Annotated in this window: 12 protein-coding genes and 2 tRNA genes; 7 read left to right on the top strand and 7 right to left on the bottom strand. The window is 68.4% G+C overall.

Annotated features, from left to right (window positions below):
• Window positions 1-42 precede the first annotated feature (42 nt).
• The 3 genes from GIS00_RS16350 (at window position 43) to GIS00_RS16340 (ending at window position 1,019) form a co-directional block, all read left to right on the top strand.
• Window positions 43-130: transfer RNA gene (locus GIS00_RS16350), tRNA-Ser, on the top strand.
• Between the two features lie 77 nt (window positions 131-207).
• Window positions 208-280: transfer RNA gene (locus tag GIS00_RS16345), tRNA-Arg, on the top strand.
• Window positions 281-476: 196 nt separating this feature from the next.
• Complete coding sequence (locus GIS00_RS16340) at window positions 477-1,019, top strand: hypothetical protein (protein ID WP_154769501.1); 543 nt, start codon at window positions 477-479, stop codon at window positions 1,017-1,019.
• Between the two features lie 27 nt (window positions 1,020-1,046).
• Here GIS00_RS16340 and GIS00_RS28675 read toward each other — a convergent pair whose 3' ends face one another.
• From GIS00_RS28675 to GIS00_RS16325, 3 genes are all read right to left on the bottom strand, one after another.
• The gene (locus GIS00_RS28675; protein WP_196073315.1) at window positions 1,047-3,464 is read right to left on the bottom strand and encodes a DUF222 domain-containing protein; all 2,418 of its coding nucleotides are present in this window, start codon (window positions 3,462-3,464) and stop codon (window positions 1,047-1,049) included.
• 432 nt (window positions 3,465-3,896) lie between these two features.
• The gene (locus GIS00_RS16330) at window positions 3,897-5,114 is read right to left on the bottom strand and encodes a hypothetical protein (RefSeq protein WP_154769499.1); all 1,218 of its coding nucleotides are present in this window, start codon (window positions 5,112-5,114) and stop codon (window positions 3,897-3,899) included.
• Window positions 5,111-5,365 carry a hypothetical protein gene (locus tag GIS00_RS16325; protein ID WP_154769498.1) on the bottom strand — a complete coding sequence of 85 codons (255 nt, stop codon included), beginning with the start codon at window positions 5,363-5,365 and terminating at the stop codon, window positions 5,111-5,113. Before GIS00_RS16325 ends, GIS00_RS16330 begins: the two co-directional genes overlap by 4 nt.
• A 415-nt stretch (window positions 5,366-5,780) precedes the next feature.
• On the opposite strand from GIS00_RS16325, the gene GIS00_RS16320 reads away from it, so the two are divergent.
• A complete protein-coding gene (locus tag GIS00_RS16320) occupies window positions 5,781-6,194 on the top strand; it encodes a DUF1801 domain-containing protein (protein ID WP_154769497.1) in 414 nt (137 codons plus the stop codon).
• The gene (locus GIS00_RS16315; protein ID WP_154769496.1) at window positions 6,191-7,120 is read left to right on the top strand and encodes an ADP-ribosylglycohydrolase family protein; all 930 of its coding nucleotides are present in this window, start codon (window positions 6,191-6,193) and stop codon (window positions 7,118-7,120) included. Before GIS00_RS16320 ends, GIS00_RS16315 begins: the two co-directional genes overlap by 4 nt.
• On the opposite strand, the gene GIS00_RS16310 is transcribed toward GIS00_RS16315, so the two are convergent.
• Genes GIS00_RS16310 through GIS00_RS16295 form a run of 4 tightly spaced genes read right to left on the bottom strand, consistent with a single transcriptional unit; the run spans window position 7,104 to window position 9,941 of the window.
• On the bottom strand, window positions 7,104-7,565 hold the full coding sequence (locus GIS00_RS16310) for a phage tail protein (protein WP_154769495.1): 462 nt from the start codon (window positions 7,563-7,565) through the stop codon (window positions 7,104-7,106). The two genes, GIS00_RS16315 and GIS00_RS16310, sit on opposite strands and share 17 nt — an antisense overlap.
• Before the next feature lie 43 nt (window positions 7,566-7,608).
• Window positions 7,609-8,754 (bottom strand): GDSL-type esterase/lipase family protein, encoded by a 1,146-nt coding sequence (locus GIS00_RS16305; protein ID WP_154769494.1) that lies wholly within the window; start codon window positions 8,752-8,754, stop codon window positions 7,609-7,611.
• Window positions 8,751-9,338 carry a TetR/AcrR family transcriptional regulator gene (locus GIS00_RS16300; RefSeq protein ID WP_154769493.1) on the bottom strand — a complete coding sequence of 196 codons (588 nt, stop codon included), beginning with the start codon at window positions 9,336-9,338 and terminating at the stop codon, window positions 8,751-8,753. Before GIS00_RS16300 ends, GIS00_RS16305 begins: the two co-directional genes overlap by 4 nt.
• Window positions 9,339-9,368: 30 nt before the next feature.
• On the bottom strand, window positions 9,369-9,941 hold the full coding sequence (locus GIS00_RS16295; RefSeq protein ID WP_154769492.1) for a dihydrofolate reductase family protein: 573 nt from the start codon (window positions 9,939-9,941) through the stop codon (window positions 9,369-9,371).
• Between the two features lie 180 nt (window positions 9,942-10,121).
• Here GIS00_RS16295 and mdo point away from each other — a divergent pair, with 180 nt between their 5' ends.
• Window positions 10,122-11,414, top strand: a complete 1,293-nt coding sequence (gene mdo, locus GIS00_RS16290; RefSeq protein WP_322098032.1) for an NDMA-dependent methanol dehydrogenase — start codon at window positions 10,122-10,124, stop codon at window positions 11,412-11,414.
• Between the two features lie 77 nt (window positions 11,415-11,491).
• Entirely contained in the window at window positions 11,492-12,595 is a 1,104-nt protein-coding gene (locus GIS00_RS16285) for an AAA family ATPase (RefSeq protein WP_154769491.1), read from the top strand.
• Window positions 12,596-12,597 lie beyond the last annotated feature (2 nt).

Below are 12,597 nucleotides of genomic sequence, written 5' to 3'. Positions count from 1 at the left end.
CAGGTAGAGTCATCGACCGGTGGCCTCCCTGGGGTGGCCCTGGGAAGCGTGCCAGAGCGGCCGAATGGGACACACTGCTAATGTGTTGTGCTCGTCAAGGGCACCGAGGGTTCAAATCCCTCCGCTTCCGCGGCGGACACCCTCGGGTGACCGTGAGCAGTACAGCAGGACCGGCGAGACAGCAGTACCAGCAGCACAACTGAACATGCGCCCGTAGCTCAACGGATAGAGCATCTGACTACGGATCAGAAGGTTGGGGGTTCGAATCCCTCCGGGCGCACAGCACGACGAAGCCCCTCCCTGGTGACCAGGCGAGGGGCTTCGTCGTCGCAGGGTGCTTGGGCAACGCCGGTGGGCGCATCGATTCTTCCCGGCACGGTCATGCATGCTCGACTACCGTCCGAACAAGGTGCGCGGGAGGGGCGGCCGCTCGCGTTGGTGGTTCACTCCCCCCGCGATGAGGTGAGGGGGACTTCATGACGGCAATCACCGGGACCCGGATGTTGTGGGTCGTTGTGATCGCCTGTGTCGCAGTGGGACTGACCTCCTGTGCGACAAGGATGCCGAGCGGCGCGGCGGATGGCTCGGGTCCGCAGTCGGCTCCACGCAGTGCGCCTGACCTCCCGGTGCCGACCCTGGACACGAGCGGTGTGGTGGCGACCACGTGGGCTACCGGAATCGGAGTCTCCGAGGCGGCGCCGTTGACGGAGATCTCGGCGCCGACTCTGCCCGAGCTCATCGCGCGTATCGGCTGGGGCCACGACGGGGAGATCCTGCTGGTCACCTGGGGCAGCAGCTTCTGCCCGACCCTGCCGATCGAGGTGACCGTTACGTCACCGACGTCCCTGAGCATCGATGTGCGTATGGTCGCCCCTCCCGATGACGGCGGACCAGCCGCGTGCACCGCCGATCTCGCGCCAACGACGTCTGCCATCCCGACACCCGCGGGCCTCGCGATCGACCAGCCGATCGACGTCACCGTTGGTGGCACGGTCGACATGGTCCTGCCGGCGCGATGATGCGGCCGCTCTTACGAGATCCGTTGGTCAGAACGGGGGTTCTTCGTCGAGGTCCTCGTCGTCGGCGGCGCGGTTGTTGGCCCATTCGGTGGGGTCGGTGATGGCGGGTGCGGCGCGGTAGGTGTCGCGGCCCAGCGGGCTGGTGAAGGTGGCGGTGCGGTCGGGGTGGTGGGTGATGCGCCAGCCGGTGAGGGTTTTCAGCCGGTGGTGGGTGCGGCAGGCGGGTTCGGTGTTCCACAGGGCGGTGGGTCCGCCGGCGGTGGGATCGTCGTGGTTGTAGGGGATGTGGTGGTCGATGTCGCAGCGTTCGGCGGGCTTGCTGCAGCCGATCCAGGTACAGGTGGGTGAGAGCAGTCGGACTTTGCGGGCGAGTGCGATGCCGGGGGTGTAGGTGCGGTCGGAGGCGCCCAGGGGTGCGCCGGTGGCCGGGTCGATGATGACGAGTTGGACGGAGGCGAGCTGTGCGGCGATGGTGCGGGCCAGGTCGGGAGAGATGGATCCGTAGTTCTTGAGGTGGCCGGGGTGCTGGGCGAGGTCGGTGTAGGTGTCCAGGTCCATGGTCAGGACGAGGTGGGTGGCCGGTCGGGTGTCGAGCTTGCGGGTTGCGATGGGGTCGTTGATCAGGGGTTCGCCGTCGCGGTCGTGCAGCTTGATCTCGCAGGGCTGGACTGCGCACTTGCAAGCGAACGGTGCGATGGGCTTCCAGCCTTGGTGGGGTCGGCGTTCGGAGGGGACGGCGGCGGCGATGAACTCGTCCAGGGTCAGCGGCCCGTAGGGCTGGTCGGGATCAGCTGTGGTGTCGGGTGTTTCGGTGTCGTTGGTGTCGTCCGGCATGGTGGTGTCGGACTGGTCGGTGGCATTGTCTGCTGGTGGTGAGGGTTCCGGCTGCTCGGATTCATCTGCAGAGGTGAATGTTTCGGGCTCGGGACTACGGTCCGGCACGGTGGTGTCGGACTGATCAGTGGCATGAGCCGGCGGTGGCCCGTCCGGCGGTTCGGGTTCGGATTCGGCGGTGTCGCTCGGCATGGCGGTCTCGGTGTCGATGTCAGGCGAAGCCGGATCCTCGGTGACGTCGACACTGTCGTCGGCCGCCATATCGTTGGGATCGGTGGTGGACGGCTCGTTCACGCCCGGGGTGGGCGTGTCGGTGGCACCGCTGTGGTCGCTGTTGTGATCGGCGGGTCCGTCGGCGGTCGAGGTGTTCTCGTTCGGGCCCTCGTTCTTGCTGTCCGACGGGGTGTTGCTGTCATCGATGTCCGACTCGGCGGGTTCCGCCGCTGCCCGGTGGCTGTCGACGTCCGTGTCGGTGGCGTCCGTGGCACCGTCGGCGTCCTGCTCCGTGCTGTCGGCCGACGGGTGGCCGTCACTGCCGGCGTCCGGGTCGGCGGCGTCGGCCTCGCCGTCGGCTGCATCGTTGCCGGTCGAAGTGGTGTCTGCGGCGTCGGCGGCATCTGTGTCAGTGACGGTCATGTCGTCTTCTGCTGCGCCGGACATGGCGTCGTCTGCGGCGTTGGTCTCGCTGTCGCCGTCGCAGGTGGTGTTGGTCTGGTTGATGAGGTCGGGGTTGTTGGTGAGGTCGGCGGCGATGGTGAGGATGTCGGCGACGCTGATGGTCTCGCCGTGGGCGAGGCGGTCGAAGATGGCGACGAGGACGTCGGCGCGGCGTTGCGGGAGGGTGCGGTCATCGCCCAGGGTGCGGGCGATCATGTCGATGAGGTTCTCGATCATGAGGGCGGCTTCGGTGGTGATGTCGGCGTAGAACCGGGACATGGCGTGTTCGAGGTCGGTGCGGCCGGTCTGCCGGGCGGTGTAGGCGCGGTCCTCGGCATCGGATTCGGCCTTGGGTTGCAGGTCGATGATGATGCGGTCGAGAAGTTTCTCGAGCTGTCCGGGGGACCGTCCGGGGACCAGGGCGAGGGCGCGCTGTTCGAATGCGGGGATCAGGTCGGGGTTGTCCAGGCGCAGGGCGCGTTCGGCGATCATCTTGGCGCGGTACATGTCCAGGGCGCCGCGTTCCAGCATGGCCAGGGTGGCGGGGAGGTCCTGGACCAGGACAGCGGCGCGGCCCAGGTGGTTGCCGCCGGTGATGTGGGAGACGACCAGTCCGGCGGCGACCTCAGCGGCGGCCATGGTGCGGCGCGCGGCGGCGGCTCTGATCGTTTCGGGGTGGTCGGCGTGGGCGGCGGCGCCGTGGCGCAGCAGTCCTTCGGCGGTGGGGATCAGTTCGGGGGAGAGCAGCTCGGCGAGCCAGGGCTGCATGCGGGCGTGCAGGTAGGAGATCGCGCGGTGCCCGGCGACGATGCCGTCGACCAGGGTGCTGCCGTGCAGCTTGGTCGGGTCCAGGGTGGTCAACGCCTTCAGGGCGGTGGTGGCGCAGGCATCGGCGGGCGGCATCGGACGGTCCTTGAACTTGCGGGCGTCCTTGCGGGCACGGCGCCGGTTCATCGCTGACCCCCTTCCTGCTGCTGCCCCACCCCGAGGCATGTCTCATACTAGCACGGCTAGGGTGTATTTCGAACATGTGTGTCCCGATCTTTTCGCTCGCAGCGAACATCGGACGTCGCGGCCGGAGCGCACGTCGAGTAAGGCCGACCGTATGGCCAAGCGCCAAAGATGGGGCAACCTGCGCTCCGCCGGCGCCCGGAATCCAGCAACTGGGCCGCGGCTTGAGCGTCCGGAGCCGCTCTCGCCTTCCGACGCGAGCCCGCGACTTGCTCGGACTCGACCGAGACGTCGATGACGTCGCGGTGCGGTTGCGGACGACCCCAGGTCCAACGAGGTGAGGTCGCGATCGAGAGCCGTCGGGTGCATCAGCCGGTGTACAGGCGGGGCGACTCCGTCAGGCGGGAGCCGGCTTGAGGAGTGACAGGCGGGATGTCAGGCCGGCAGAGGAGGCGGAGCTCCGAGCGGGAAGCGGCGGCAGAGCTCGGCGATCAAGGCTCGCACGTCTGCCTCGGCGGTCTGCTCCTGCGCATCGAGCCAGTCGTCGGTGATCGGCCGCTCGATCGAGGCGTTGATGAGCCGTGCGGAACGGCCCACCCGGATGCGGGTGGCATCGGCATGCACCCAGTACGAGAGGTCGACCCTGGGCAGGTCCGCCGCCTGCCACCAGGCCTGCCATCGCGGGTCGAACGTCATCTGCCCGAGCAGTGCGGTGATCCGTGTCGAGTACCCGCGCGCCCGCGCGTACTCGCCTTGGGTCGGCCCGCCGCCGGTGAAGTTGAACAACGGCAACGGGGAGGACACTGCGGCCGGCTCGACATCGGAGGTGTCGAGATCGACGTCGAGCAACAAGGCAGGTGCGGTCGACTCCACGGGAGCGGGCATGGAGTCGACGTCGATCCGTAGGGTAGGAATCACGCCGGTCGACAGGTCGAGAGTGGCGAGATCGTCGCGTTCGTAGTCGAACCCGGGATATTCGAAGTTCCGGCCGAAGATCTCGATCGTGTGCGCGTCGATCCAGCGGAGGTTCTTCTTCATGGGACCCCAGTCGGCGCGCATCTCGTTCGTCACCGACTCACGGGGTAGCACCTCCTCGGCGACAACAGCTTTGGAGCGATCCTGCACCCGGAGGACGATGTCCTCGTAGCCGTCCGGATCGATGACCCGGCGCACCGATGCCGACCGGCGCCGGTCCGGCGACGACTTCGAGGGCCCGTCGAAGACGGCCACCACACCTCGCTCCAGGCAGTACCGGGCGGCGAACTCGAGTGGTTCCTCGTCCCAGCCGCGCCGCCGTGCCACGGCGGTCATCGTCCGGTGCAGCCAGCGCAGGTACAGCCCCGGCCGCTCCGCCCCGGGTGCGTCAAGGATCGTGGGATCGATGTCCGCGCTGATGCCTTCGCTGAAACCGAAGTTGTCACGGGGCTCCTCGTGGTCGATCTGCGGCGACCTCGGGACGTAGCCGACCTCCCCGATGAAGATCCGCGACCAGGACACCGTCGAGGCGATCGAGGTGGGGCACGCGGCGAGTCCCGCCGAGTAGAGCACGTGGATCGCCCTGCTCTGGCCGCTGAAACGTCCGACCTCGACCGAGCTGCCCTCGAGCATGTAGATGTCGACGGACACCATCTTGCGCCTGCGGGTCGGCGTCATTCCGGGGCCTCCGCGCCGCGGGAGTTCCGTGCGGCCGCGTACCAGGTCAACGGTCGGCGGCTACCAGGATTGCGGAGCAGGTGAACGGTCGAGCTCGCCGATACGACAACAACGACCAGCAGTGCGACGGCCACGGACCAGGCGAGCCAACGCGGCTCCCACCTGTCGCCGATGAGGACGACGAGTACCAGCCCGACGATCGCACCGACGAGCGCGGCCACGGCCGCCGGCAGGCTGCGTTCCTGGATCACACCCGACCGTCCTCGAGGAGGCGGGACTTCCTCGGGCGGTGACCGCCACCGGGTGCGCGGCCCCAACCACGGCGTCGGGCGGCGGGGTGGCGGACCAGGTAGACGGCAGAGGCGGCAGTCCAGGTGAACAGGACTGAGAACAGCACGACTGTGAACCAGAACCCCCACCTGCCGGGGTCGAGGTCGCCGACCATGATGGAGGCGGACAGCGCCATTAGCACGACATGAACGGCAGCCGCCGGCAGGTTGGGAACGCTGAGCCACCTGGGTGGCATCGCGGCAGTGGTCACCCGGACAGCATCGCAGAGGGCCGGACTGTCCGTGATGCCCGATTCGTCCGATCCCTCTCTCGGGGCAGAAAGTGGCACGACCGTGTCCGGTTGACCGGCCCGGCCACCGCTGCCAGCATCGGTGCATGTCACCTGCCATGGCCCCGAACGACCGCGACGTCGACGAATACCTGACGACGGTGGACGAGGCGCGCCGGGCGGACGCGGAGACGCTGATCGGGATCATGCAGGAGATCACCGGTGAGCCGCCGACGATGTGGGGAGCGAGCATCGTCGGGTTCGGGTCGGTGCACTACCGGTACGACACCGGTCGGGAGGGGGACTCGCCGCTCGCGGCCTTCGCGCCGCGGGCGAAGGAGACGGTCGTCTACCTGACGTCCGACTACGACCAGCGCCATCCGGAACTGCTTGCGGCGCTCGGACCGCACCGATCCGGCAAGGCCTGTCTGTACGTGAAGCGACTGGACGCAGTGGATCTCGATGCCCTGCGCGCGCTGATTTCCCATGCCGTCGAGGAAGCCCGCGCGACCAACGCATGAGACGCACGACAGCACAACAGGATCGTGCCGCCGGCACCCTGCTCGGAATGGCCGCGGGCGATGCCCTCGGCGCCGGCTACGAGTTCACCCACCCCACCCCGGACCAGGTCATCGACATGATCGGCGGCGGCATCGGCAACTTCGAGCCGGGCGAGTGGACCGACGACACCTCGATGGCCGTCGCGATCGCGCTGGTCACCGCGGAGGGCATCGACGTCCGGACCGACGCCGGACTGGACGCGGTGGCGGCGAACTTCGTCCGGTGGTTCGACGACGGCCCGAAGGACTTCGGCGTGATGACCGGGCAGGTGCTCCGGCAACGACCTGCTTCTGCACAAGCGATGAGCCTTGCAGCGTCCGCGATCCCGGGACGCCACGGCGGCAACGGCTCGCTGATGCGGACGGCACCGATCGGACTGGCCTTCCCCGGCGATCCGGCCGCCACCGCCGAGGCAGCCCTGCGCGTCAGTGCCCTGACGCACGATGACAACAGGGCCGGGGAGGCCTGCCAGATCTGGTCGCTGCTCATCGAGGATGCCGTGCGGACCGGCGAACTGGACCGGGAGTGGCGGGTGCTGCAGCACCTCGACAGTTCAGTGGCCGACCACTGGTTGCCGCTCAAGAAGCAGGCGGAAACCGGCGAGCCGCAACAGTTCCCGGACAACGGCTGGGTGGTGCATGCGCTGCAGACGGCGTGGTGGGCGATCACCACCACCGACGATCTGCCGCGCGGCATAAAGGCCGCGGTCCGGGCCGGGCACGACACCGACACGACCGCTGCCATCGCCGGCGCACTGCTCGGTGCCACCTACGGCGCAGCATCGATTCCGGACAGGTGGCGCGAGATGCTGCACGGATGGCCTGGCCTGCGTGCCGAGGACCTCGTCCGGCTCGCCCACCGGACAGGGGTCAGTGGGTCTGCTTGATGACGAAGTAGGAGCCGCGGATCGTGCCGGCCAGCTTCGACTTCTGCCGGGCGAACTTGAAGGACGACAACTCCTCCGGCACCTCCATGCCGTCGGACAGCTTGAACCCGACCGCGCGCTTGCCGGCGTCCTCGAGCGTGTACATCACGTTGATCGACAGCCCGCTCTCGTAGAACACGTACGCCATGCGGATGCCGTCGACCTCGAACTCCGTCGCCTCCAGCGGTGGGGACGCGATGACGAGATCCCTTTCACTCCTGAGGATCCCGGTCACCCAATCGACCGCGGCCGTGGCCTCGGATGCCGGCTCCACGGTGAACACGTGGTCGTACTTGTTCTTGAAGTAGCGGGCCTCGTTCGCGCGGAGGCCGGCAAGCGCATCGGCCACCGGGGAGGACTCCAGCCCGACGGTGGACACCTCGACGAAGTTCACGGCGTAGGACATGTGACGACCTCTCCTCCTGCCCGCAGGGCGCGGGCCGAGGACATCATCCTCCGAACGGGCCCGAAGGGCCGAACGCGAGGTCGGCGAACCGCTCGCCGATCAGTTGATGGGTCTGGGTGTCCGGGTGCAGGGCATCGGGCAGCGGCAGGCGTTCCGCATCCTCTGCGCCGTAGAGCGCGAGGCCGTCCAGGTAGTGCAGGTGCGGATCCGCGCGGCGCTCGACCACGGCGCGCAACTCGCGCCGGATGACCTGCAGGGTCAGCTTGCCGGCGGCCACCTCCGCCGGATCGCCGGTGGCGAGGAACTTCACCTGGCCGGACCCGAAGGATGCCGGGTCGAAGGCGCCGGGCCCTGGAGTGTCCTCGTGGATCCCGCAGAAGATCGGTGACACCAGCAGCAGCGGCGTGGTCGGGTGCCCGTCCCGAATGGTGTCCAGGAACCCGTGCACGGCCGGGACAAAGGTGCGGACCCGCATGCCGTCCAGGTTCACCACGTTGATACCGAGCTTCACAGAGATGACGTCGGCCGGGGTGTCACGCATGACCCTCGCCATGAACGGGTCGACCACTGCGCTGCCGCCGAACCCGAGGTTCCGCAGCTGCACGTTGCTGCGGAGGGCGGCGACCGCGGGCCAGATCTCGCTCGGCCCGACAGCGTTCGATCCGTGACTGATCGAGCTGCCATGGTGCAGCCAGACCCGGCGTTCGTGGCGGACCGCCTCCACCGGGGCGTCCGATCGCAGCTCGATCAGCTCGACGGATTCGTTGTGCGGCAACAGGAACTCCACCACGGAGTCGGTGCCGGCCAGATCGGAGACGACGGTGACATGCGGCGGACCGGGAATCGGGGTGGACGCGCCTGTCTGCAGGTCGATCTCCAGCAGGTCGCCACCTGTCAGCGGATCCGCTGCGGTGACGACGTTGTCGACCAGCACGTCGACCCGGCCGCGAGGTCGGGGAGCGCCCCGGTAGCCGACACGTGAGGGGTGCAGCACCAGCTCGAGCCGGGTCGCGGAGGTCCGGACGGCGAGACGCACACCCGACGGCTGTGACTCGACCATCAACAACTGGCCGTCCGGGAACTGCTCGCGCACCCAGGTCGGCAGCCGGTGCGGGCGGATCCCGCGATCGGTCTGCTCGACATCAGCGACTCCGTGCAGCAGCTCGGCGGTGATGGGGGTGGTGATCATGATCGGGGTCCTTCGATGGTGGTGGGCCAGGCGCGCAGAGCGGTGTCGAGGGCGTCGACAGTGCGCAGCCATGAGGTCTGTTGGTCGGCAGGGCGATGGGCGAACCCGCCGTGGCGCTGCAGGGACAGGAAACCGTTGACGGTGGCGCCGAGAAACCTGGTCGCGTGCACCATCTCGTCGCCGACGATGCCGTAGCCACGCAGCACCGCGGCGGTGAGGGTGGTCAGCCGGACCGCCCCGGCGGACCGCGCGGTCTCCTCCGATGCCGGTCGTTGCAGCGCTGCCCACAGGCCGGGGTGCTCCTGCTCGAACTGCCGGTACCCGCCGACCATGCCGTTGAGGGCATCTCTCCCCGAACAGCCGGCGACTTCGGTGCCGATGGTGTCGGTCAACGACGCCAGGGCGAGCTGGTGAACCCCGGCCTGGAGATCGGCGAGGTTGCGGACGTGCGAATACAGACTGGCGGGTTGGACGTCCAGGTGGCGGGCGAGCGCAGAGACGCTCAGGACCTCGAATCCGTCCCGGTCGGCGAGCTCGGCGGCCGCAGACACGACCGCACCGCGGTCGAGGTTCCTGCGGGGCATGCACCTAACCTACAGCTCGTAGGTTAAAACCTACAAGCTGTAGGTCAACAGGACCGCCTCGGAGTTGTCGAATCGGCGGACGTCCTGCAGGTGCAGACCGGTGCTGGGCACACCGGCGAACGCCGGGGTGTCGCCGGCGACGACCTTCGGCCCGATCAGCAGGTGGATCACGTCGACCAGGCCGTGTGCCATCAGGTCGGACCAGAGCGTGCGACTGCCGAAGACCACGGTGTCGCCCTCTTCGTTCCGCAGGTCGGCAACCGTCTGATGTGCGTCGACGCGGCGGACGATCGTGGTCTGCCCGCGCCAGGGTCCGGTGTCGTCGGGCCCCAGGGCATCGGAGACGACGAGGATGGGAATGCCGTCGGCCATCCGCTGCGCGATGGAACGCTCGGCGGGGTCGGGGTTCTCCAACTGACTCGGCCAGTAGCCGACCATCCCGCGGTACGTCGTCGCGCCGTACAGCAGGCGTGCCGCGCCGACGACCAGTGCGGCGTTGTGCTCGTTGAACGACTGGTCCAGCGGCATCTGCGACAGATCACCGCCCGGCCCCTCCAGGTACCCGTCCACACTCGTCGCGCAACTGACCACGATCCGTCCCATACCTCGTCAGTACCCGGATCGGCCGGGACGTACCTCCCCGAACGGACAGGGCCGGGACGGCCGTCCGAACGGTTTACCGATCCTCGTCTGGTCCCCGGCGGTGACGTCGGACACGGTGGGTGCATCGCGGTGCGGCGACGGCGCCGAACCTCCACCGCGGACCTTCCCGAGGAGACAGCCGTGCAGGTCGACGATCTTCTGAAGCCCTTCCCGATCAAGGAGTTCCACCCGTTCCCGCGCGCCCTGATGGGCCCGGGGTCCAGCGAGATCATCGGGCCGGAGGCGCTGAAGCTCGGCTTCCGCAAGGTCCTGGTGATGACCTCCGGCCTGCGCGGCACCAACGTCGTGCACAACATCGTCGAGTCGCTGAAGTACCACGGCCTGGAGGTCGTGCTGTACGACAAGGTGGAGTCGAACCCCAAGGACTACAACGCCATGGACGGCGCGCGCCTGTACATGGAGAACGATTGCGACTCGTTCATCTCCATCGGCGGCGGCTCCTCGCACGACGCCTGCAAGGGCGCCCGCATCGCGGTGGCCCACGACGGTCGCAACATCAACGAGTTCGAGGGCTTCAACAAGAGCGAGAACACGAAGAACCCGCCGCACATCGCGGTCTCGACCACGGCCGGCACCGGCTCCGAGACCTCGTGGGCCTACGTCATCACCGACACCACGACCGACCCGAGCAAGCCGCACAAGTACGTCGCCTTCGACGACGCCGCGGTGGCCACCCTGGCGATCGACGACCCGGTGCTCTACTACGACTGCCCGCGGCACTTCACCGCGCAGTGCGGGTTCGACGTGCTGGCCCACGGCAGCGAGCCGTTCGTGTCGCGGCTGAACTTCGAGCCGTCCTACGGGAATGCCATCCGCAGCATCGAACTCGTCGGCGAGCACCTGCGCAAGGCCACCTGGAACGGCTACGACCTGGCCGCCCGCGAGGGCATGATGTACGCGCAGTACATCGCCGCCCAGGCGTTCAACTCCGGCGGTCTGGGCATCATCCACTCGATCAGCCACGCCACCAGCGCCTTCTTCGACACCCACCACGGCCTGAACAACGCGATCGCGCTGCCGCGGGTGTGGGCGTTCAACCTGTCCACCGAGTACAAGAAGTTCGCGCTGATCGCCCAGGCGATGGGCGTCGACATCGGCGGCATGACCACGGTCCAGGCCGCCGACGCCGCCGTGGGCGCTGCCGTCCGGCTGCTGCGCGACTGCGGCATCCCGGAGAAGTTCACCGACATCACCCAGGACACCCACGAGAAGAACCGCCTGGGTACCGGGCCCACCAAGTACTACGAGGCGCACGCCAAGGTGCTCGGTGACGCCGAGACCATCGACAACATCACGCATCACGTGCTCGGTGACGCCTGCACCGACGCGAACCCGCGGGAGTGCACCTTCGACTCCGTCCGTCCGGTGGTGGACCACAGCTACAACGGCGACCTGGACGACCTGCTGTCCTGATCGCCCGCTGACCCACCCGATGCGGTGCCGGGGCCCGAAGTGGCCCCGGCACCGCCCGGCACCAGGAGTGCACCCGCATGGATCCGGTCTTCGAGAGCGTCGACGACGTCCTCACCCGGCTGAACCAGGTCGGCTACATCGCCGACGAGCGTCTGGCCACCACCGTCTACCTGGCCGCCCGGCTCGGCCGGCCGCTGCTGCTCGAGGGCCCGGCCGGCGTCGGGAAGACCGACCTGGCGCGGAGTCTGGCCGCGGTGCTCGGTCGGGAACTGGTCCGGCTGCAGTGCTACGAGAGCCAGGACGAGTCCAAGGCGCTCTACGAGTGGGACTACGGCAAGCAGCTGCTGTACACCCAGATCCTGCGGGAGAAGATTGCCGACCTCGTCGGCGACGCCCCCGATCTCGAGTCCGCGGTCGACCGCATCGCCGACCGGGACGACGTGTTCTTCTCCGAGCGGTTCCTGTCCGAACGGCCGCTGCTGACCGCCATGCGCAGCCCGGAACCGGTGGTCCTGCTGATCGACGAGGTGGACCGCTCCGACGAGGCGCTGGAGGCGGTGCTGCTGGAAACACTGGCCGAGAACCAGATCTCGATCCCGGAGATCGGCACCGTCGTGGCCGCGCACCCACCGCTGGTGCTGCTGACCTCCAACAACACCCGTGACCTGTCCGCTGCTCTCAAGCGCCGCTGCCTCCACCTGTTCCTGGACTACCCCGAGCACGAGCGGGAGCTGGAGATCGTCCGGTCGAAAAAGACCGGGCTGTCCGAGGCGATGACGTCCGAGCTGGTCACGGTCGTGCAGGAGCTCCGTGCGCTGGACCTGCGGCAGTCCCCCAGCATCTCCGAGACCGTCGACTGGGCACGCACTCTCGCCGTCCTCGGCGCCACCTCGATCGACCACCGCTCGCTGTCGGACACGGTCAACGTGGTCACCAAGTTCGAGCGGGACCTGGCTAGGGCGTTGCGGTTCCTGGACGAGCGCTTCGGGGTGCGCGCGGCACCGGCGCAGCAGCCGGACAAGGCCCCTCCGGCCGCCCAGTCCGCAATCTCCGACGACACGGACGGGCGGGCGAAGCGGGACGCCTACGACATCCCGAAGCGGCACGGTGCAGCGGCGTTCTTCGGTGCCCGGCCGGCCCGTCAGGACTCGGTCGCAGCGTCCCGCCGGCGACCGGTGTAGCC

The organism is Nakamurella alba (assembly GCF_009707545.1).
Taxonomy (GTDB): Bacteria; Actinomycetota; Actinomycetes; order Mycobacteriales; family Nakamurellaceae; genus Nakamurella; species Nakamurella alba.
The sequence above is the reverse complement of the archived record's forward strand: the minus strand, read 5'-3'. Positions and strand labels throughout refer to the sequence as shown.

Excerpts from the sequence above, each read along its gene's own strand:
- GIS00_RS28675 (WP_196073315.1), bottom strand. The coding sequence starts at position 3,464 with ATGAACCGGCGCCGTGCCCGCAAGGACGCCCGCAAGTTCAAGGACCGT.
- GIS00_RS16305 (WP_154769494.1), bottom strand. The coding sequence starts at position 8,754 with ATGATCACCACCCCCATCACCGCCGAGCTGCTGCACGGAGTCGCTGAT.
- GIS00_RS16340 (WP_154769501.1), top strand. The coding sequence starts at position 477 with ATGACGGCAATCACCGGGACCCGGATGTTGTGGGTCGTTGTGATCGCC.
- GIS00_RS16310 (WP_154769495.1), bottom strand. The coding sequence starts at position 7,565 with ATGTCCTACGCCGTGAACTTCGTCGAGGTGTCCACCGTCGGGCTGGAG.
- GIS00_RS16300 (WP_154769493.1), bottom strand. The coding sequence starts at position 9,338 with ATGCCCCGCAGGAACCTCGACCGCGGTGCGGTCGTGTCTGCGGCCGCC.
- GIS00_RS16320 (WP_154769497.1), top strand. The coding sequence starts at position 5,781 with ATGTCACCTGCCATGGCCCCGAACGACCGCGACGTCGACGAATACCTG.
- GIS00_RS16285 (WP_154769491.1), top strand. The coding sequence starts at position 11,492 with ATGGATCCGGTCTTCGAGAGCGTCGACGACGTCCTCACCCGGCTGAAC.
- GIS00_RS16330 (WP_154769499.1), bottom strand. The coding sequence starts at position 5,114 with ATGACGCCGACCCGCAGGCGCAAGATGGTGTCCGTCGACATCTACATG.
- GIS00_RS16295 (WP_154769492.1), bottom strand. The coding sequence starts at position 9,941 with ATGGGACGGATCGTGGTCAGTTGCGCGACGAGTGTGGACGGGTACCTG.
- GIS00_RS16315 (WP_154769496.1), top strand. The coding sequence starts at position 6,191 with ATGAGACGCACGACAGCACAACAGGATCGTGCCGCCGGCACCCTGCTC.